Source organism: Nocardiopsis oceanisediminis (assembly GCF_048595525.1).
GTDB classification, from domain to species: Bacteria; Actinomycetota; Actinomycetes; order Streptosporangiales; family Streptosporangiaceae; genus Nocardiopsis_A; species Nocardiopsis_A oceanisediminis.
On record NZ_JAFMZJ010000001.1, the window covers coordinates 906,965 to 926,022 of the forward strand.

19 protein-coding genes are annotated in these 19,058 nt (G+C 73.5%); 9 read left to right on the top strand and 10 right to left on the bottom strand.

All coding sequences use genetic code 11. The annotated features are described in order from the left end of the window. Positions 1-182: 182 nt before the first annotated feature. From galK to J0910_RS04255, 4 genes are read right to left on the bottom strand one after another with little or no spacing between them, the layout of a single operon-like run. The gene (galK, locus tag J0910_RS04240) at positions 183-1,358 is read right to left on the bottom strand and encodes a galactokinase (RefSeq protein WP_420157198.1); all 1,176 of its coding nucleotides are present in this window, start codon (positions 1,356-1,358) and stop codon (positions 183-185) included. Further along, positions 1,355-2,314: a UDP-glucose 4-epimerase GalE gene (galE, locus tag J0910_RS04245; protein WP_420157199.1), complete on the bottom strand. Its 960-nt coding sequence runs from the start codon at positions 2,312-2,314 to the stop codon at positions 1,355-1,357. The genes galK and galE overlap by 4 nt, the downstream gene beginning before the upstream one ends. Further along, positions 2,311-3,393, bottom strand: coding sequence for a galactose-1-phosphate uridylyltransferase (gene galT / locus J0910_RS04250; protein WP_420157200.1), 1,083 nt, complete (start codon positions 3,391-3,393; stop codon positions 2,311-2,313). Before galT ends, galE begins: the two co-directional genes overlap by 4 nt. Continuing rightward, positions 3,390-4,202, bottom strand: coding sequence for a DeoR/GlpR family DNA-binding transcription regulator (locus J0910_RS04255; RefSeq protein WP_420157201.1), 813 nt, complete (start codon positions 4,200-4,202; stop codon positions 3,390-3,392). The genes galT and J0910_RS04255 overlap by 4 nt, the downstream gene beginning before the upstream one ends. A 420-nt stretch (positions 4,203-4,622) precedes the next feature. On the opposite strand from J0910_RS04255, the gene J0910_RS04260 reads away from it, so the two are divergent. Together J0910_RS04260 and J0910_RS04265 are read left to right on the top strand one after the other, a co-directional pair. After that, positions 4,623-6,305 (top strand): sodium:solute symporter family protein, encoded by a 1,683-nt coding sequence (locus J0910_RS04260; RefSeq protein ID WP_420157202.1) that lies wholly within the window; start codon positions 4,623-4,625, stop codon positions 6,303-6,305. 16 nt (positions 6,306-6,321) lie between these two features. Continuing rightward, the gene (locus tag J0910_RS04265) at positions 6,322-6,600 is read left to right on the top strand and encodes a hypothetical protein (RefSeq protein ID WP_420157203.1); all 279 of its coding nucleotides are present in this window, start codon (positions 6,322-6,324) and stop codon (positions 6,598-6,600) included. 65 nt (positions 6,601-6,665) lie between these two features. Here the strand turns inward: J0910_RS04265 and J0910_RS04270 are convergent, their stop codons facing one another. Together J0910_RS04270 and J0910_RS04275 are read right to left on the bottom strand one after the other, a co-directional pair. After that, positions 6,666-8,009 carry a flavin monoamine oxidase family protein gene (locus J0910_RS04270; protein WP_420157204.1) on the bottom strand — a complete coding sequence of 448 codons (1,344 nt, stop codon included), beginning with the start codon at positions 8,007-8,009 and terminating at the stop codon, positions 6,666-6,668. 165 nt (positions 8,010-8,174) lie between these two features. Next, positions 8,175-8,486, bottom strand: coding sequence for a metalloregulator ArsR/SmtB family transcription factor (locus J0910_RS04275; protein ID WP_420157205.1), 312 nt, complete (start codon positions 8,484-8,486; stop codon positions 8,175-8,177). A gap of 332 nt (positions 8,487-8,818) precedes the next feature. Between J0910_RS04275 and J0910_RS04280 the strand changes: the two genes are divergently transcribed. Together J0910_RS04280 and J0910_RS04285 are read left to right on the top strand one after the other, a co-directional pair. Further along, complete coding sequence (locus J0910_RS04280; RefSeq protein WP_420157206.1) at positions 8,819-11,038, top strand: carbon starvation CstA family protein; 2,220 nt, start codon at positions 8,819-8,821, stop codon at positions 11,036-11,038. Positions 11,039-11,081: 43 nt separating this feature from the next. Next, a complete protein-coding gene (locus J0910_RS04285) occupies positions 11,082-11,288 on the top strand; it encodes a YbdD/YjiX family protein (protein ID WP_420157207.1) in 207 nt (68 codons plus the stop codon). A gap of 67 nt (positions 11,289-11,355) precedes the next feature. On the opposite strand, the gene J0910_RS04290 is transcribed toward J0910_RS04285, so the two are convergent. Beyond that, positions 11,356-12,246 (bottom strand): NAD(P)-dependent oxidoreductase, encoded by an 891-nt coding sequence (locus tag J0910_RS04290; protein WP_420157208.1) that lies wholly within the window; start codon positions 12,244-12,246, stop codon positions 11,356-11,358. 221 nt (positions 12,247-12,467) lie between these two features. Here J0910_RS04290 and J0910_RS04295 point away from each other — a divergent pair, with 221 nt between their 5' ends. The 3 genes from J0910_RS04295 to J0910_RS04305 all read left to right on the top strand — a co-directional run bounded on the left by J0910_RS04295 (position 12,468) and on the right by J0910_RS04305 (position 15,111). Beyond that, positions 12,468-12,749 carry a winged helix-turn-helix transcriptional regulator gene (locus J0910_RS04295; protein ID WP_420161883.1) on the top strand — a complete coding sequence of 94 codons (282 nt, stop codon included), beginning with the start codon at positions 12,468-12,470 and terminating at the stop codon, positions 12,747-12,749. Positions 12,750-12,935: 186 nt separating this feature from the next. Beyond that, positions 12,936-14,183, top strand: a complete 1,248-nt coding sequence (locus tag J0910_RS04300; RefSeq protein WP_420157209.1) for a glycosyltransferase family protein — start codon at positions 12,936-12,938, stop codon at positions 14,181-14,183. After that, positions 14,176-15,111 (top strand): carbohydrate kinase family protein, encoded by a 936-nt coding sequence (locus tag J0910_RS04305; RefSeq protein WP_420157210.1) that lies wholly within the window; start codon positions 14,176-14,178, stop codon positions 15,109-15,111. Before J0910_RS04300 ends, J0910_RS04305 begins: the two co-directional genes overlap by 8 nt. An 885-nt stretch (positions 15,112-15,996) precedes the next feature. Here the strand turns inward: J0910_RS04305 and J0910_RS04310 are convergent. The 3 genes from J0910_RS04310 to J0910_RS04320 all read right to left on the bottom strand — a co-directional run bounded on the left by J0910_RS04310 (position 15,997) and on the right by J0910_RS04320 (position 17,905). Beyond that, positions 15,997-16,617, bottom strand: a complete 621-nt coding sequence (locus tag J0910_RS04310) for a DUF1707 domain-containing protein (protein ID WP_420157211.1) — start codon at positions 16,615-16,617, stop codon at positions 15,997-15,999. 181 nt (positions 16,618-16,798) lie between these two features. Next, the gene (locus tag J0910_RS04315) at positions 16,799-16,999 is read right to left on the bottom strand and encodes a DUF397 domain-containing protein (protein ID WP_420157212.1); all 201 of its coding nucleotides are present in this window, start codon (positions 16,997-16,999) and stop codon (positions 16,799-16,801) included. A gap of 15 nt (positions 17,000-17,014) precedes the next feature. Next, positions 17,015-17,905, bottom strand: a complete 891-nt coding sequence (locus tag J0910_RS04320) for a helix-turn-helix domain-containing protein (RefSeq protein WP_420157213.1) — start codon at positions 17,903-17,905, stop codon at positions 17,015-17,017. A 139-nt stretch (positions 17,906-18,044) separates the two neighbouring features. Between J0910_RS04320 and J0910_RS04325 the strand changes: the two genes are divergently transcribed. Further along, positions 18,045-18,575, top strand: coding sequence for a hypothetical protein (locus tag J0910_RS04325; RefSeq protein ID WP_420157214.1), 531 nt, complete (start codon positions 18,045-18,047; stop codon positions 18,573-18,575). Further along, positions 18,572-19,054, top strand: coding sequence for a hypothetical protein (locus tag J0910_RS04330; RefSeq protein ID WP_420157215.1), 483 nt, complete (start codon positions 18,572-18,574; stop codon positions 19,052-19,054). The genes J0910_RS04325 and J0910_RS04330 overlap by 4 nt, the downstream gene beginning before the upstream one ends. The last annotated feature ends 4 nt before the right edge of the window (positions 19,055-19,058 follow it).

Consider the following 19,058-nt stretch of genomic DNA (forward strand, 5'->3'; position numbering starts at 1 on the left):
CTGCATACCCGGGGCCCTTCGAGGGGCGGGGGCGTCCGGTTCCGGAGTCGGGGCCGGAGGCGTTCCGCCGGCGCCGTCCGGTGGGGCGGTCCCGCCTCCATCCGGCAGCGCGGCCGGCCGGCGGACCCGGAGGGGGCGGAAGGCGCCCCCGGGGGACGGTCCCGGGGGCGCCGCGGGCGGGGTCAGGCCCCGGAGGCGGGCAGGCGGCGCGCGCCGGGGGAGGGGGCGGCGCGGAAGAAGGACGGGGGAGTGAAACCCGCCGCCGCGTAAGCGGAGCGGACCTCCTCGGCGCAGGCCCCGGCGCGGTCCGACTCGACCAGGGCGATGACGCAGCCGCCGAAGCCGCCGCCGGTGATCCGGGCGCCCAGCGCGCCGGCGGACAGCGCCGCCTCCACCGCGGTGTCCACCTCGGCGACGCTCACCTCGTAGTCGTCCCGGAGCGAGGCGTGCGAGGCGGTGAGCAGCGGCCCGATGTCCCGGACCAGCCCGGAGCGGAGCAGGGCGACCGTCTCCAGCACCCGCGCGTTCTCGGTGACCACGTGCCGCACCCTGCGCCGCACCACCGGGTCGTCCAGCGCCGCCAGCGCATCGGCGAGCCCCTCGGCGGGGACGTCGCGCAGGGACGGGACGCCCAGCACCCGGGCGGCGTGCTCGCAGGCGCGGCGCCGCTCGGCGTACATCCCGCCGACCAGCCGGTGCGGCGCCCGGGTGTCGATGGTCAGCACCGCCAGGCCGTGCGCCTCCGGGGCGAAGGGCACCTGCTCGGCCTCCAGCGACCGCACGTCCAGGAAGAGGGCGCGCCCCTCGGCGGAGAGCAGCACCGCCGACTGGTCCAGCAGCCCGCACGGCATGCCGACGAAGTCGTTCTCCGCCCGCTGCGCGGTCCGGGCGACCTCCCAGAGGCCGGGCGCCCGGCCGTGCAGCGCGGTGGCGGCCAGCACCGTCGCGCAGGTCAGCGCGGCCGAGGAGGAGAGCCCGGCGCCGGCCGGGATGGCGCTGTCCACCAGCATGTCCATCCCGCCGACCGGGTGCCCGGCCTCGCGCAGCGCCCAGACCGAGCCGGCCGGGTAGGCCGCCCAGCCGGACACCGCCCCCGGCTCCAGGTCCGCGACCGGGATCTCGACGGCGCCGCCCCCGGACTGCAGGGAGCGCAGCCGGAGCAGCCCGTCGCCGCGCCGGGCGGCGGCCGCCGCCAGCGTGTGCGGCAGCGCGAACGGCAGCACGAACCCGTCGTTGTAGTCGGTGTGCTCCCCGATCAGGTTGATCCGGCCGGGCGCGGCCCAGACCCCTTCCGGGTCGCGGCCGAACGCCTCCCGGAACGCCGCCCCGGGGCCGCCCGCGGTGTCCGGGGCGGTCATGACGGGCTCCCCGGGCGGCGGGCGAAGGCCCAGGCGTCGGAGACGGTCTCGTCCAGCGAGCGGCGGGGCTTCCAGCCCAGTTCGGTGCGGGCCCGGTCGCCGGCGGCGATGAGCACCGCGGGGTCGCCCGGGCGGCGCGGGCCCTCCTCGACCGGGACCGGGAGGCCGGTGACCCGGCGGACCGCGCCGAGCACCTCGCGGACCGTGGACCCGCTGCCGGTGCCCAGGTTGTACACCCGGTGCACCCCCGGCCGGACCGCCTCCAGCGCCCGCAGGTGCGCGTCGGCCAGGTCCAGGACGTGCAGGTAGTCGCGGACCGCGGAGCCGTCCCGGGTCGGGTAGTCGGTGCCGTGCAGCCGGGCCGGCTCCCCGCCGCCGGCCGCGGCGCGCAGCAGGTTGGGCACCAGGTGCGTCTCGGCGGCGTGCCGCTCGCCGAACCGGCCGTACGCCCCGGCGACGTTGAAGTAGCGCAGGCTCACCGCGCCCAGCCCGTAGGCCTCCGCCCAGCCGCGCAGCATGTGGTCGACGGCGAGCTTGCTCGCGCCGTAGGGGCTGGTCGGCCGGGCCGGGTCGTCCTCGGAGACCGGGACGGCCTCCGGGTCGCCGTAGACCGCGGCGGTGGAGGAGAAGACCAGGCGCCGGACGCCGTGCCCGCGCATCGCCTCCAGCAGCGCCAGCGTCCCGGCGACGTTGGTCCGCCAGTACGGCGTCGGGTCCCGCACCGACTCCCCGACCAGCGACTCCGCCGCGAAGTGCAGCACCGCGTCATAGGAGGGGCCGAGCACCGAGGCGGCGTCGAACACGCTCGCCTCGGCGAACGACGCGCCCTCCGGCACCGCGTCCCGGTGCCCGGTGGACAGGTCGTCGAGCACGGTGACGGCGTGCCCGGCCTCGGTCAGCAGCGCGGCGACCACGCTGCCGATATAGCCGGCGCCGCCGGTGACCAGGAGTTTCACGGTGCGGCCTCCCTCAGTCGCCGGGCGGTGGTCTCGGGCAGCACGTCGCTGACGAACACGCCCATGCCGGATTCGGATCCGGCCAGGTACTTGAGCTTTCCGGGCGCCCGGCGCACCGAGAACACCTCCAGGTGCAGGTAGGCCAGGCCGGGCTCGGCGCGCACCGGGGCCTGGTGCCAGGCGGCGACGTAGGGCAGCGGCGCGCCGAACAGCCGGTCCAGCCGGCCGAGCAGGTCCAGGTAGAACGGGGCGAAGTCGTCCCGCTCGGCGCCGGTCAGCTCGGGCAGCGAGCCGGCCCTGCGCCGCGGGTACAGGTGCACCTCGACCGGCCAGCGGGCGGCGGCCGGGACGAACGCGGTCCAGTGCGCGCTCTCGGAGACCACCCGCAGTCCGGCGCGGCGCTCCGCGGCCAGGTTGTCGGCGAGCAGGTCGCCCCCGGTGCGCTCGCGGTACTCCAGGGCGGAGGCCAGCATCCGCTCGGTGCGCGGGGCGGTGAACGGGTAGGCGTAGATCTGGCCGTGCGGGTGGTGCAGGGTCACGCCGATCTCCGCGCCCCGGTTCTCGAAGCAGAACACCTGCTCCACCCCGGGCAGCGCGGACAGCGCGGCGGTGCGGTCGGCCCAGGCGTCGACGATGGTGCGGACCCGCTCCGGCGGCAGGTCGGTGAAGGACGCGCGGTGGTCGGAGGAGAAGCAGAGCACCTCACACCGGCCGGCGGCCGGGCGGCGGGACGGCTCCAGCTCCCCGACGCCCTCCAGGCCCGCGCCGTCCCGGGAGGCCAGCGAGGGGAAGCGGTTCTCGAAGGCGACCACGTCGTAGGCGGGGGCGGGGACCTCGGTCGGCCGGTCCGGGGTGGACGGGCAGAGCGGGCAGTCGTCGCTGGGCGGCAGGTGGGTGCGGCCCTGGCGGTGCGCGGCCATCACCACCCACTCGCGCAGCAGCGGGTCGAACCGGGCCTCCGGCGCCGCCTCGCGCGGCGGCAGCCCGCGCGGGTCGGCGGGCGGCTCCGGCCGGTCCTCCGCCTCGTCGAAGTAGATGATCTCGCGCCCGTCCGCCAGGCGCGCCGACGTCCTCTTCATCTCCCCGTCCGCTCCTCGTCCCCGGCGCCGCCCCCGGCGGCCTCCGCGACCACCAGCTCGCCGACGTGCTCGGCGAGCACCCCGCGCGCGGCCGCGTCCAGCCCGGCGTCGCTGACCAGCACGTCGCACCGGTCCAGCGGGGCCATGGTGCTGATCCCGACCGTCCCCCACTTGGTGTGGTCGGCGGCGACGACCAGCGAGCGGGAGGCCCCCACCAGCGCCCGGTTCATCTCCGCCTCCATCAGGTTGGGCGTGGTGAACCCGGCCCGCTCGTGCATGCCGTGCACCCCCAGCACCAGCAGGTCCAGGTGGAGGTCGTGCACCGAGCGGAGCGCGATCGGCCCGACCAGGGCGTCGGAGGGGGTGCGGAAGCCGCCGGTCACCGCCACCGTCTGGTCGGTGCGGGTGCTGCGGTGGAACACGTCGGCGACCCGCAGGCTGTTGGTGACCACGGTCAGCCCGGGCACGTCGCGCAGGTACTCGGCGACGATGCTCGGCGTGGTGCCGGCGGACAGCCCGATGGCGCTGCCCGGCTCCACCAGCCGGGCGACCTCGCGGGCGATCGCGTGCTTCTCCGCCACCTGCAGGGTGGACTTGGCCTCGAAGCCGGGCTCCTCGGTGCTGGTCCCGGACGGGGCGACCGCCCCGCCGTGCACCTTGCGCAGCTCGCCCCGGGACTCCAGGGCGTCCAGGTCGCGGCGGACGGTCATGTCGGAGACGCCCAGCCTCCCGACCAGGTCGGTGACGCGGACGGCGCCCGTCCGGCGGACCTGTTCGAGGATCAGCTCGCGGCGCTGTGCGGCCAGCATCGGCCCCTCCCGTTCCGTCGCACCGCCGGCCCCGGAGGGCGGCCGGCGCCGGTCGATGATTGATTCTGTTTGATTTTGTTGCCTCTAGCTTCTCAGCTTGCCCGGTGATGTCAAGGCGGGGCGGGGGGCTCCCGCGCCCCGGCGTCCGTACCGGGTCGGATGATCCCAGGTGATACCGGATTCTCCGGGGTCGTCGGGGGCCGGTCGACACCCTTCATCGCTGTTCGGATATGGGGGAGTGTGTTGACAGTCGATGGATTATATGAAGATTATGTGAATGTTTGTGCGGGTCCGTGCCTGCGGCCGGCCGGTGCCGGTGAGCGCGCCGCGCCCGCATGATCGCACTCCGGAGGCGGTCCGAGAGGGGCCGGCTCCGCGCCCCCCGAAGCAGGACGAGGTTTCCAGAGAGGACGGGCCACCGTGCACGTACTGGCCCAGGACCAGCTGCGGCTCGACGCAGCCGGGGTCGACTATGCGCTGCTCGCGCTCTACTTCGTGTTCGTACTGGGAGTCGGGTTCATGGCCCGCCGCTCGGTCTCCGACAGCCTGGACTTCTTCCTGTCCGGGCGGTCGCTGCCCGCCTGGGTCACCGGCATCGCGTTCGTCGCGGCCAACCTCGGCGCCATCGAGATCATCGGCATGTCGGCCAACGGCGCCAAGTACGGCATGCCGACCATGCACTACTTCTGGATCGGCGCCGTCCCGGCGATGCTCTTCCTCGCCCTGGTGATGATGCCGTTCTACTACGGCTCCAAGGTGCGCAGCGTCCCGGAGTTCATGCTGCTCCGGTTCGGCAGGCCCGCGCACCTGGTGAACGGGGTCAGCTTCGCCGTCGCGCAGATCCTCATCGCCGGCGTCAACCTGTTCCTGCTGGCCAGCATCGTCAACGTGCTGCTGGGCTGGCCGCTGTGGGTGTCGCTGCTGGTCGCCGCGGCCATCGTGCTGACCTACACCGCGCTGGGCGGGCTGTCCGCGGCGATCTACAACGAGGTGCTGCAGTTCTTCGTCATCGTCGCCGCGCTGCTCCCGCTGACCTACGTCGGCCTGCACAAGATCGGCGGCTGGGACGGCCTGGTGGAGAAGGTCTCGGCGAGCCCGGGCGGCGCCGAGCAGCTGTCCGCCTGGCCCGGCAAGGAGCTCACCGGCTTCGGCGACTCCTTCCTCAGCGTGCTCGGCATCGTCTTCGGCCTCGGCTTCGTGCTCGCCTTCGGCTACTGGACCACCAACTTCGTCGAGGTCCAGCGGGCGATGGCGTCCAAGAGCATGTCGGCGGCCCAGCGCACCCCGATCATCGGCGCCTTCCCCAAGCTGCTCATCCCGTTCATCGTGGTCGTCCCCGGCATGATCGCGGGCGTCTCGGTCTCGGAGATGGTCGCGCTGAAGGCCGGCGAGAGCCCCGGCGTCGACTACAACGACGCGATGCTGCTGCTCATGCGCGACCTGCTGCCCAACGGCATCCTCGGCGTCGCGCTGGCCGGCCTGCTCGCCTCGTTCATGGCCGGCATGGCCGCCAACCTGAGCGCCTTCAACACGGTGTTCACCTACGACATCTGGCAGTCCTACGTGGCCAAGGGCCGCCCGGACCGCTACTACCTGAAGATGGGCCCGTGGGTGACGGCCGGCGCGACCCTCGGCGCGGTCGGAACCGCGTTCATCGCCTCCGGCTACAGCAACCTGATGGACTATCTGCAGCAGCTGTTCTCCTTCTTCAACGCGCCGCTGTTCGCCACCTTCATCCTCGGCATGTTCTGGAAGCGGATGACGCCGACCGCGGGCTGGGTCGGCCTGGTGCTGGGCACCGCCTCGGCGGTGGCGGTGTTCCTGCTCTCCGAGGCCGGCGTGATCGCGCTGTCCGGGCAGGGCGCCAGCTTCGTCGGCGCGGGCGCGGCGTTCGCGGTGGACATCGCGGTCAGCGTGGCCGTCAGCCTGATGACCCGGCCCAAGCCGGACGAGCAGCTGGTCGGCCTGGTCTACTCGCTGACGCCCAAGGAGTCGCTCAAGGCCTCCAGCACCGGCGAGGACGCCGGCTGGTACCGCAGGCCCTGGCTGCTGGCCGGCATCGTGCTGGCCATCGCCGTCGTGATGAACATCGTCTTCGGCTGAACCGGGAGGAACAGCGATGAGCAGCCCGAACCCCGCCCGCGGCCGCACCGCGGCGAGCCTGCTGACCGACATCAGGACGATCATCGCCCTGCTGTTCGCGATCTACGGCGCGGTGCTGGCCGTCCTCGGCGCCGCGCCCTCCGCCGAGGACCTGGAGAAGGCCGGCGGATTCAACGTCAACCTCTGGGCCGGCCTGGGCATGCTGGTGTTCGCCGCCGCGTTCGCCGGCTGGGCCTGGCTGAGCCCGGTCGCCCCGGCGGCCCCGGCCGATGAGGAGCCGGGCGCCGCGGAGTGACCCGGGACCGGCCCCGGGCCGGGAGCGCCCGCCGCGCCCCGGCCCGGAAGGGCCCGCGGGGCCGCTCACAGCTCCCGCAGCACCTCCTCGGCGGCGCGCCGGCCGCTGGTCAGAGCGCCGTTGAGGGTGCCGTTGTACGGGAAGTCCGCGGTCTCGGTGCCGGCCCAGTGCACCCGGCCGAGCGGGGCGCGCAGCAGCGGCCCGTACTCGGTCAGCAGGCCGGGAGGGGCGGGCGACTGGTAGGCGCGGCTGTAGGGGTCGGGCTCGGCGTTGAAGGCGACCACGTCCAGCGGCTCGCCGGCCAGCGGGCCCAGCGCCTGCTCCAGGTTGTCCAGCAGCATGCCGCGGTGCCGGGCCGGGTCGTCGGTGACGCGCTTGTCCGCGCCGAGCGGGTCGGCCTCGCCGAAGGTGTAGGTGTGCGCGATCAGCCGGCCCCGGTCGGAGTCGGCCGGGCTGTCGTCGAAGGTGAACGCGGGGACCCCGGACTCGAAGTGGACCTCCCCGGAGAGGCCGAAGTTGGTCCAGAACGGCCGCTGGTAGACCAGCTCGGTGCGGATGACCTCGGCCTGCGGCCACTGCCGCTGCAGCCGGCGCCGGCTCGGCGGCAGCGGCGCGATGTCGATCCGGGAGGCGTCGGCGGGGGAGAGCGCGAGGATGACGCGCCGCGCGGAGATCGAGCCCCACGGTCCGGACACCTCGGCGCCGTCCCCGCCGTGCTCGATCCGGGCCACGTGCCGGCCGGTGCGGATCCGGTCGGCGACCTGCTCGGCCAGCCCGCGCACCAGCTCCGCGGCGTCCAGGCGGAACGGCACGATCTCCTCGATCGGCCCGGGGCCGATGTGCGCCAGCAGCCACAGCAGGCTGATCCGGTCGGCGGGCACCCCGGCCTCCATGGTCAGCTGCTCCTCGATGAAGGTCAGCGACTCGGAGTCGAAGGCGTGCGTGCGCAGCCAGGACCGCACCGACTGGGAGTCCAGCTCCTCGGCGCGCTCGGAGTTCCACGGCTCGGCGAAGTCGATCTCCTCGGCGAGCTTGGCCAGCCGGCCCAGGATCCACTCGTCGCGGACCCGGGTCCACCAGGAGGCGGCGAGCGGGACGTTCTCCTCGCTGACCGAGGTCTCGCCGTCCTCGTCCATCCGCAGGTCGTCCAGGGCGGTGTCGCAGTCCACCCGCTCCACCTCGACGCCGAACCCGCGGGCGGCCGCGATCAGCGCGTCGTCGTGGTCGCACAGGTAGAGCGAGCCGGGGGAGACGCCGTCCACCCCGGGGTCCGGCAGCAGCGCCCGCCCGCCGGGCGCGTCCCGCCCGTCCAGCAGCACGACCGAGCCGGCCCCGGCCTCCTCCAGCCGGCGCGCGGCCGCCATCCCGGACAGCCCGGCTCCCACGATCACGACGTCGGCCCGCTCCATTGCCGCCTACCCCTTCCTCCAGGTTCCCTTACGACGGGCAACGGCCCGGAAGGGCCGCGAGTGCCGCCGCCGGCCGGTGATCTCCGTCCAGATCAGGCCAGGCTTCCCGGCACCGGCGGAGGAACCGCGGAGGCGCGCCGCGCGTCGCCTGGGGCGGTGCGCCGCTCAGCCGGGCTCCCCGGCCCCGGGGCGGGCCCCGCGCTCCCGGCGGGGGCCGTCCGCGGGGGCGGCGAGGGCGGTGAGCCAGCGGGTCAGCTCGGCCAGCGGGGACGGGTCGAGGGTGTAGAACCGGCGCCGCCCCTCGGAGGCGTCGTGGACCAGCCCGCACTCGCGCAGTACGCGGAGGTGGCGGCTGACCGCCGGCCTGCTGATGGTGAACCGGCCGGCGATCTCCCCCGCGGTCAGCCGGGTCCCTCGGAGCATCAGCAGGATCTCCCTGCGCACCGGGTCCGCGATCGCGACGGCGACGTCGTCCATGCCGGAAAGCGTAACCTTTACGTTACGCATTGGCAAGGTCCGGAGCCGTGAAGCGGGGCTGAACTCCGCCGCACGGCTCCGCTGCGGTCGGCCCGCGGCGCCGGGCGGCCTTCCGGGGGGAGAAGCGGCTTCCTCGGTGGAAAGCGGGCGTCGTATGGTGTCCCCTGCGTGTTAAGTACCGGTTTCGGTACAGGTAAAGCCGTGATGAAATCGCTGCTCTCCAGGCATGGCCGGGCCCCGGGCCCGGTGCGACGATGAGCGGTGGTCACACGGCACCGGGGCCGGACCCGTCCGGCCCGCCGTGAGGGAAGAGAAGAAGGAGGACCGGCCAGATGTCCGCTGCTCCGGCCGATGCCAAGGCGGAAGGGCGCCCGCCGAAACCGAAATGGACGCCGGCGAGCATCGCCGTGTGGACCGCCGTCGCCCTGCTCGGCGCGGTCGCCTGGGCCATGCTCGCGATCTCCCGCGGCGAGGAGGTATCGGCGGCCTGGCTCATCTTCGCCGCGGTCTCCTCCTACGCCATCGGCTACCGGTTCTACGCGCGGTTCATCCAGTACAAGGTGCTGATGACCGACGACACCCGGGCCACCCCGGCCGAGCGGTTCAACAACGGGGCCGACTTCCACCCCACCGACCGCCGGGTGCTCTACGGCCACCACTTCGCCGCGATCGCCGGCGCGGGCCCGCTGGTCGGCCCGGTGCTGGCCGCGCAGATGGGCTTCCTCCCCGGCACCATCTGGATCATCCTCGGCGTGATCTTCGCCGGCGCCGTGCAGGACATGGTGGTGCTGTTCTTCTCCATGCGCCGCAACGGCCGCTCCATCGGCCAGATGGCGCGCGATGAGATCGGCCCGGTGGGCGGAGTGGCCGCCCTGGTCGCGGTGCTGGCCATCATGGTCATCCTGCTCGCCGTGCTGGCGATGGTGGTGGTCAACGCGCTGGCGGACTCCCCCTGGGGCGCCTTCTCGCTGATCATGACCATCCCGATCGCCCTGTTCATGGGCGTCTACCTGCGCTACCTCCGCCCCGGCCGGGTGATGGAGACGTCCGGGATCGGCGTGGTGCTGCTGCTGGCCGCCATCGCGGGCGGCGGCTGGGTCGCCGAGCACCCGGTGCTCCGCGAGATGTTCCACTTCTCCGCCAACGAGCTGACCTTCGGCCTGATCGCCTACGGCTTCATCGCCTCGGTGCTGCCGGTGTGGCTGCTGCTCGCCCCGCGCGACTACCTCTCCACCTTCATGAAGGTCGGCGTGGTGGTGCTGCTGGCGGTCTCCATCCTGATCGCGATGCCGAGCCTGCAGCTGCCGCAGTTCACCGACTTCGCCTTCAACGGCGAGGGCCCGGTGTTCGCCGGGTCGCTCTTCCCGTTCGTGTTCATCACCATCGCCTGCGGCGCGCTCTCCGGGTTCCACTCGCTGATCTCCTCGGGCACCACGCCCAAGCTGATCGAGAAGGAGAGCCAGGTCCGGATGATCGGCTACGGCTCGATGCTCACCGAGTCGTTCGTGGCGATCATGGCGCTGGTGACCGCCTGCATCATCGACCCGGGCGTGTACTTCGCGATGAACATGCCGGCCAACGCGCTCGGCGACACCGTGCAGAGCGCCGCGGCCGCGGTCAGCCAGCTCGGCTTCACCGTCGACGCGCAGACCCTGCAGTCCACCGCGGAGCTGATCGAGGAGGAGTCGATCCTGGCCCGCACCGGCGGCGCGCCGACCTTCGCGCTGGGCGCCGCGCAGATCTTCTCCTCGGTCTTCGGCGGGCCGGCGATGATGGCCTTCTGGTACCACTTCGCCGTCATGTTCGAGGCGCTGTTCATCCTGACCACGGTGGACGCCGGCACCCGCGTCGGCCGGTTCATGCTCCAGGACACCCTGGGCAACGTCTACAAGCCGATGCGCGACGTGAGCTGGAAGCCCGGCCTGTGGCTGTGCAGCGCGCTCACCGTCGCCGCCTGGGGCTACTTCCTGTGGGCCGGGGTGAACGACCCGCTGGGCGGCATCAACCAGCTGTTCCCGCTGTTCGGCATCGCCAACCAGCTGCTGGCCGCGGTCGCCCTGGCGGTCTGCACCACGCTGCTCATCAAGTCCGGCCGGGCCAAGTACGCCTGGGTGACGCTGGTCCCGCTGGCCTGGGACGCCATCGTGACGCTGACCGCCAGCTACCAGAAGGTGTTCTCCTCCGACCCGGCCATCGGCTTCTTCGCCCAGCGGGCGCAGTACGCGGAGGCGCTGGCCGCCGGCGAGACCGGCCTCGGCGCCACCCAGGGCGTCGAGGCGATGCAGAAGGTCGTGGTCAACACGACCGTCAACGGCGTCCTCTCGGTGCTGTTCGCGGTGCTCATCATCATCGTCCTGGTGGACTCGGTGCGGGTGTGGATCAGGGCGCTGCGCGCGCCGGAGGGCGTCCTGCCCACCACCGAGCACCCGCACGAGCCGTCCGGCCTGTGGGCGCCGTCCGGGCTCATCCCGACCAGGGAGGAGCGCGAGACCGCCAAGCGGCGCGCGGCCGGCGTCGGAGCGGGGGCCGCGGAGGGGAAGGACGGGGAATAGGCGGGGCCTCCCCGCGACGAGCAGACCGGAAGGGAGCGAGCCCATGGTGTCCGACCTGATCCCGAGGGTCCGCCGCGGCCTCCGCGAGGCCTGGTGGATCGCCCGCGGCATCGCCGGCGAGCGCGCCTACGAGATCTACCTGGAGCACCACCGGCGCGAGCACCCGGGGGAGGAGCCGATGGGCGAGCGCGAGTTCTGGCGCCGCCACACCGACAAGGGCGACACCGACCCCGGCGCCCGCTGCTGCTGACCGGCCCCGAGAGCGGCCCCCGGAGCCCCGGCTCCGGGGGCCGCTCCGCGTCCCGGCCCCGGGCGCGCTACGCCGCCTGAGCCGGCCTCTTCAGCACCTCCGTCACCGCGGCGATGCTGTGCTCGCCGTGCCCGGCCTCGGCGGCCCGGCGGAGCAGGTCGTGGAAGGGCCGGTGCCACTCGGTGTCGAGGCCGGCCTCCCTGCCGAACTCCTCGTCGTGGGCGGCCCCGGCGAGGAAGGTGTTCACCGAGGACAGCGGGGTTCCGTAGTCGCCCTTGTCGATCTCCTCGGCGAAGACGGGCAGCACCGACCCGATCATCTGGAACCACTTGGCGCTGAACCGCACCATCGAGGCGGCGTCCAGCCCGCGCGCCCGCAGCGCCGCCGCGCCCTGGAAGAAGCCGACGAGCGCGGGCAGCAGGGTGCCGCCGACCGCCATCTCGTACAGGGACGCGAGGTCCGGTTCGCCGCCGAGGTGGACGGTGTCGCCGCCGAGCACCCGCAGCACCGGCTCGAACTCGTCGAAGACGGCCCTGTCGCCGCCGTAGTAGAGCAGGGTGTCCTCCGCGCCCACCGCGGTCGGCACGTTCTTGACCGCCCCGCCGAGGTAGCGCGCGCCCTGCTCGGCCGCCCACGCGGCGGTCCGGCGGGCGTCCGCGGGCGAACCGCTGTTCAGCGTCACGAGCGTCCGCCCGTCCAGCGCGGCGGCGGCCGGCCCCAGCGCCTCGAGCGTGGCGCCGTAGGTGGTCAGGCAGGCGACGACCAGCGGGCTCGCCGCGACCGCAGCCGCGACGCCCTCCTCGTGCGCGGCCCCTTCGGCCACCAGCGGCCCGGCCTTGGCCGCGGTCCTGTTCCACACGGTCACCGGGTGCCCGGCGCGGATGAACGCCTCGGCCAGCGCCCGGCCCATCGAGCCCAGCCCGAGGACGGTGACGGGAATTCGGTCCTGCCCGGTCATGTACCGCTCCTGCTCCATCGGCGCATCGCCGCAGATCGGAAAAGGGGAAAGGGCACCGGCGCCGCCTCTCCGCGATCTCGGCGGGTGCCCGCACCATGCTGCAGGGGCGCGGAAATTTCTACAAGTACCTACAATTCTGTTCGGTACCTACATTCCTGTCAGTGGGGGTCGCGTTGAAGAAGCGGAAGTACAGCTGCGGGCTCGACGCCGCCATCGACGTCATGGGCGGCAAATGGAAGGGGCTGATCCTGTTCTGGCTGGGCGAGGGCCCGCACCGCTTCGGCGAGCTGCGCCGCGCCGTCGAGGGCATCAGCGAGCGGATGCTCATCCTCCAGCTGCGCGAACTCCAGGCCGCCGGCCTGGTCCACCGCGAGGTCCACCAGCAGGTCCCGCCGAAGGTGGAGTACTCGCTGACCGGGTTCGGCCGCTCGCTCACCGACGCGATGGCCCCGCTCGGCGAATGGGGCGAGGAGAACATGGAGCGCCTCGAAGCCCTCCGCTGAGCCGCCCCCGGACCCCCTCCCGACCTGCGTGTCCGGCCCCTGTCCAGGCCGCTGTCCAGGGCCTGTCCAGAGAACCGGCCGCCGCCGTCCCGCCCGCCGTCCGGCGGTCCGTCCGGTCCCGGCCCGCACCGTCCCTCCCAGTGGCCCGGCGGCGAGGAACCGGGCCGTGAGGCGAGGAGGCAGGCGATGGAGCGCTGGCTGCACACCCCGGTGGGGATGAGCGCGCAGCGGTGGGTGACCCGGCCCGGGTGCAGGACGGTCCTGGTGGTGGTGCACTCGGTGGCGTGCGCCCAGCGGCTGATGGACGCGGTGGCGCTGATCCAGGCCGACACCCGGGTCCAGGCGGTGTTCACCGCGGCGCCGTCGGTGTTCACCCGGGGCGTCCGCGAGTGGCTCGCGGACCTGGACTGCGTCGAGATCCCCTGGGAGCAGGCCGAGCAGACCCGGTTCGACCTGGCGCTGGCCGCCAGCTACTGGGGCATCGAGCGGGTGCACGCCCCGCTGGTGCTGCTCCCGCACGGCGCCGGGTTCGGCAAGTTCATGACCCCCGCGCTGACCGGCGCCGCGGCGGCACCGCGGCAGACCTTCGGGCTGGACCGGCAGCGCCTGGTACACGACGGCCGGGTGGTCCCCTCCGCGCTGGTGCTGGCGCACGAGAGCGAGCGGGACCGGCTCGCCGCCTCCTGCCCGGAGGCGCTGCCCTGCGCCGAGGTGGTCGGCGACCCGGTCGCCGACCGGCTGGCCGAAGCGCTGCGCGCGCCCGCGCGGTTCCGCGCCGCCCTGGGCCTGGCCGGCGGGGAGCGGCTGGCGCTGGTGCTGTCCACCTGGGGCCGGCACTCGCTGATCGGCGCCCGCCCGGACCTGGTCGCCCGGCTGGCCCAGGAGGCCAGGGAGCACGACGGGTGGCGGGCGGCGCTGCTCATGCACCCCAACGTGTGGGCCGGGCACGGAGCCTGGCAGCTGCGGGCCTGGACCGCGGACTGGAGGGCGTCCGGCCTGATCGTGCCGGGGCAGCGGACCGACTGCGCCGGTCTGCTGGCCGCGGCCGACGCGGTCCTCGGCGACCACGGCTCCACCACCCTGTACGCGGCCCTGACCGGCCGCCCGGTCGCGGTCGCCGCGGCGGGCGGCGCCGACGTGGACCCGGGCTCCCCGATGGCGGGCCTGCTGGCGCGGGCCCCGCGGATACCCGAGCGGGGGCCGGTGCTGCCCTGCCTGGAGTCGCTGCCCCCCGGCGGCCCGGGCGGCCACCTGGACGGGGCGGCGGCCCGGATCACCTCCCAGCCCGGCCGGTTCGCCGAGCGCATGCGGCGCCTGCTCTACGACCGGCTGGAGCTGCCCGAGCCGCCCTGGGCGCCGCGCCTGCCCGCCACCGGAACCGCGCCGCTGCGCGCGGCCGCCGCCGAGGCCGCCCGGGGAGGAGCCGATGCCTGAGGCACCGCGCATCGTGGTGGCGGGGGTCGCCAGCCTCACCGTGGCCCTGCCGGTCGACGGCTTCCCCGTCCCGGACGGGGGCGCGCGCTTCCCGGAGTGGATGGAGGCCGGGGCGGCCGGTGTCGGGGCCGACGTCGCCCTGGCCCTGGCCGCCCTGGGCAGCAGGGTGGAGCTGTGCACGGTGATCGGCTCCGACGCGGCCGGGGAGGCGGTCCGGGCCGAACTGCGCGCCGCGGGGCTGCTCGGCACCGGCTGCCTGACCGGCGGCGGCTCGTCGCTCTCGGTCTCGCTCTCCGCTCCGGACGGGCGCCGGCGCGATTTCGCCCGGCACGAGCCGGTCAACCGGGCCGGCTACCCGGTGCCGCTCTTCGAGCACCTGGTGCGGGGGGCCGACCTGGTGGCGCTCACCACCGCGGCCTTCACCCGGCCGCTGCTCGGGCCGGCCGGCCGGTCGGGGGTCCCGGTCGCGGTGGACGCCCAGCTGATCGCGGACGCCGGCGACCCGCGGCGGGCGGACTGGCTGGACGTCGCCGACGTGGTGTTCTGCTCGCACGAGCGGCTGCCCTGCCCGCCGGAGGAGTGGATCGGCCGGATCTTCGCCGAGTACCCGGGGTGCGCGATCGCGGCGGTCGGCCGGGGTGCGCAGGGGGCGAGCATGGGGCTGGCCGACGGGACGCTGGTGCACGCCGCGACCGAGCCGCCCCGCCCGGTGGTCAGCCCGGCCGGCGCCGGGGACGTGCTGTTCGCGTCGTTCCTGCACGCCTGGCTCTCCGCGGGCAACCCGGCGCGGGCGCTGACCGAGGCCGTCGTGCACGCCTCGTACGCGACCGGCGAGCCGTTCCCGTCCCGCGGCCACCTCACCGCCGAAGGGCTGCGGGCCCTGGCCGGCCGGCACCCGGTGGACGTCACCACCGGCCGCTGGAGGTGACGGAGGCAGTGCGGAGGAGGGGCGGCCCGGCCGCCCCTCCCTCCCGAAAACCCGATGATCTCGACGTTGCGGGGGTATCGGAGCGCCTTGTCGTCAAGCGGCCGTTGCACCGAGGAACACCGAGGAAAACGAGGAACCCGGGGAAGGGCGAGAGACGGAGGCGCCCCGACCGGGCGCGGCGCCTCGCGGGGCGGGGGTTCAGGCCGGCGGCGAGGGCGGAGTGGGGGACCGGCCGGTCGGTCGGGCGCGGCAGAGTGGGTGGAGGCGGTCGGGGCGGGCCGGGGCGGGGGGCGCCGTGCCCGCGTCGCCCCGGGGCCGGCCGCCACTGAAACCACCACCCCTCCCTGACCTGTGTGAATACGCAGGGTGATGGTGGGGTGGGGTGCTCTGCGCACCGCGAGAGCACCCGGGTGATTCCTGGGCGCGCATCCCGGCCCGGATCGGCCCTCCAGGGGCCTGAATCGCCCTGATCAGGCCGGCGATCGGGGGTTCGAGCCGTTCGGAAGGCCGGGGAGTGGGGACCGGAAGCCGGGAAGGGCAGGGGCGGGGGCGATATTTCGCTTTTGCTCTCCCGAGAGGGCTCGCCTTGGCCACTCTGGGTAACCGACGAGAGGGTGGTGGGGTCCCCGGGGCTTACTACTCGCTGGTAGATGTCATCGGGCCTGCCGCGGAGGTGCGCAGGGCGCCCCCGCCCCACCCCGTTCCTCGCCGCGAACCGGGCATACAGGGATACGGCCCTCTGGTGAGTACGTGCGGCCCGCCCGCACCGCCGGGGCGCCTCTTCCTCGGCCTCTCCCCGATGATCTTGACGTTGCGGCCCTATCAACGCGGCTTGATAGGGCCGCAACGTCAAGATCATCGGGGAAGTGCGGAGCGCGCTGCGTGCTACGCCTGCCGCTTGGCGGCCGCGCGGCGCTTCCAGGCGAGTTCGAAGCGGCTCGGGTAGCGGATCTTGAGGTTGCCCATGGTGACGTTGCCGGAGAAGCGGAGGAGACGGGAGTCCTGACCGGGCGGGTCGGTGGCCCGGTTGACCACGTTGCCCATGCCGGCGCTCATCTCTTGTGTCTGGATCTCCCAGCCGCGCGGTACCACCACGACGATGTTGCCCATGCCGGCCGAGACCTTGACGGTCATGGTCTTGTGCGGGCACTCGGCCTCGGTGAAGTCGAGCTTGATGTTGCCCATGCCGGTGCTGGCGACGATCTCGGACGGGGCGACCCAGTAGCCGGTCTGCCGCAGGTTGCTGCCGGCGGCCTTGAGCACGAGCGGCTCGTCGGCCCGGCGCGGGGCGGACACCGTCTCGGGGAGGTCCTCGACGATCGGCTCCAGATCGGCGAAGGTCTTCGCGGAGAAGGCGGCGTCCAGCCGCTCCTCCAGCTCGTCCATGGAGAGGCGGCCCTCGGCGGTGGCGTCCCGCAGCCGCTCGGCGACCGCTTCGCGGTCGGTGTCGGCGGCTCTCATCTTCGCGGCGTCGGGGCGGTGGGGCGAGATTTCGTCAGAGGGCATGGCAGGAGTTTACGGGGGGTTTCGTCCGGACCCCCAGAGGCGATCGCGCCCGGTTCCTCCCGGAAGGAGCCGTCAACCGTGCCGTCGGCTGCTGGGACGAAGCGGGTGTCAGAGGGTACGATTCCTGCGGATGAGTACGAGAAGGCCCTCGCCGACGGCGAGGGCCTTCCGTCTGTTCAGGTCAGACCGAGCCGGTCTTTACCGCGCTCAGCAACGCGGCCCACTCGGCGCTCGGGACGGCGAAGTACCCGTCCCGGGGGTTCATGGAGTCGCGCACGGCGGCGTCGCCTCCGGGGATGTCGGCCACCTCCACGCAGTTGGACGGGTTGCTGTAGCTCGACTTGCGGAAGCGGAGTCCCGTGTCGTCAGTGGATGAGTACATGGTCGGCGGTTCTTTCTAAGCGGATAGGGATCGCAGGTAGCCAGGAACGTCGTCAGGGTCGAGCGCCTTGGCGAGCAGCCGATCGAAGCATCTGCGGTAGCGGTCGATCTCCGGCGGCTTCTCCAGGTAGAGGCCATCCGTGTTGGTCTCCAGGAACACGAGCGACTGAGCTGCGTCCTCATAGTCCAGGATGACAAACGGGCCTCCCATGCCGGCGTGCAGTCCAGCGGACAGGGGGAGGACCTGCAGCGTGACGCTGTTCGGCGACTCTGCCAGCTCGATGAGCCGCTCGACCTGGGAGGAGAACAGGTCCGGCGTCGCGCGCAGCATCTCGACCGCGCTCTCGTGGATTATGGCCCACACGTCCGGCGGATCTTCCTGTTCCAGGATCTTCTGGCGCCGCATGCGGGCCTCAACGGTGCGCTGGATGTCGTCGGGGTCGCGGATGAGCGTCGCCTGGGCGCTCGCTTCGGCGTACCCGGCGGTCTGGAACAGGCCGGGGATGTATTGGGCTTCGAAGAGGCGGACACTCTTGGCGCCTGCCTCCAAAGAGGCGTAGGCCCCGCCGAGCACGTCGTCATAGCGGTTCCACCAACCCCGCTCACGGGATTGGCGGGTGAGGGCGAGGATCGACTCCCGCTCCCGCTCATCTTGAACCCGGTAGAGGTCCAAGAGCAGCCGGATGTCGGTGACGGCTGGCTTCTTGCTGCGGCCGGTCTCGATGTTCGACACCTTCGTCATCGACCATTCGAGCGAGTCGGCGGCCTGCTCGATCGTCATGCCGGCATCGAGGCGCTTCCTCCGCATTTGCGCTGATAGCTGGCGGCGGCTGACTGAAGGACTGCTCATCTCGACCTCCCGGATGGACGCCGCTGAGCCTACCGGCGAAGCCCCTGAAACAGACATTTCGTAAGTCCTTGATTAGGAGTTGTGGATAGCGAATCTTCTCATGGGACTTGCGATTCGAAAGTTTTAAAAGCAGGATGAGGGCACGTACTCATCCAGCCGCCCTCATCCAGCGGCATCCATCCCGAGGAGGTCGCTCATGCGACTCTCACTGCTGCTCTGCTGGCTGTCCTGGCTCCCCGTCTGCCGCTTCCCGGCCTGGGGCCCGCCCGGACGCCACCGCGCCACCCGCGAGCCCGCGCCCGCGTCCGCCCCCAGGCCCGCCCCGGCGCCGGAGCCGGTGCCGGAGCCAGCGGAACCCGAGCCCGAATCGGCCCCCGACACGGAACCCGCGCCCGCCGCGCGCCCCGAGCCCTCGCCCATCCGCCCCTACACCCGGTGGCAGATCCCGGACTACAACGCCCTGTGCGACCTCACCCTGCGCCACAAGAACCGCTGGAGCCTGAGCTACAAGGACGGCCAGGACGCCTGCTACACCGCCACCTCACTGGTGGAGGACGGCGTCGTGGTGGCGGCCTCCTCCACCGACCTGCTCGACGCCGCCCTCACCGAGTTCACCCCCTCGCCCCGGGTCCGCGCCTACGCCCTCGACCCCCGGGCCGCAACCATGGCCCGCGAATCCGAGCAGCGCCTCCTCGCCCGGATGATCCGAGAGGCGGCAGCCGCATGACCGCCCCCGGCCCCCGGAACGTCCCGGCCCCGCTCTCCCGGCCCGCGCAGCACCGGACGGTCCGCGACCCCCGGCCCGGCATGGTCCGCGTCGACGCCGACCCGGACGGCGCCGCCCTGGTCCTGGCGCCCGGCGTCGAAGTCCTGCTCACCGGCCCGCACGCCGGCGCCTACCTGACCCGCCTGGCCGCCGTGCTGGCCACCGCCCGCGCCCTGCTCTCCCGCCCGTCGCCCACGCCGGGCGGCGCCCGAGTCCTCCACCCGCGCGTCCACCGCCCCGACGAGGTCACCGACCACGCAGACGGCCTCTACGACGCCCTCTCCGAAGCGCTGTGCGAACGCGGCCGCACCGTCGCCGACCGGGCCCGCAACCAGCAGGCCGCCGACGACGCCTTCACCGCGCTCGACGAGCACCTGCGCCGCGCCGGCGTCCTTCCCACCCCGTGGAAGAACGCCGGGCCGCCGCCCGCCCTGCTCTGACCGG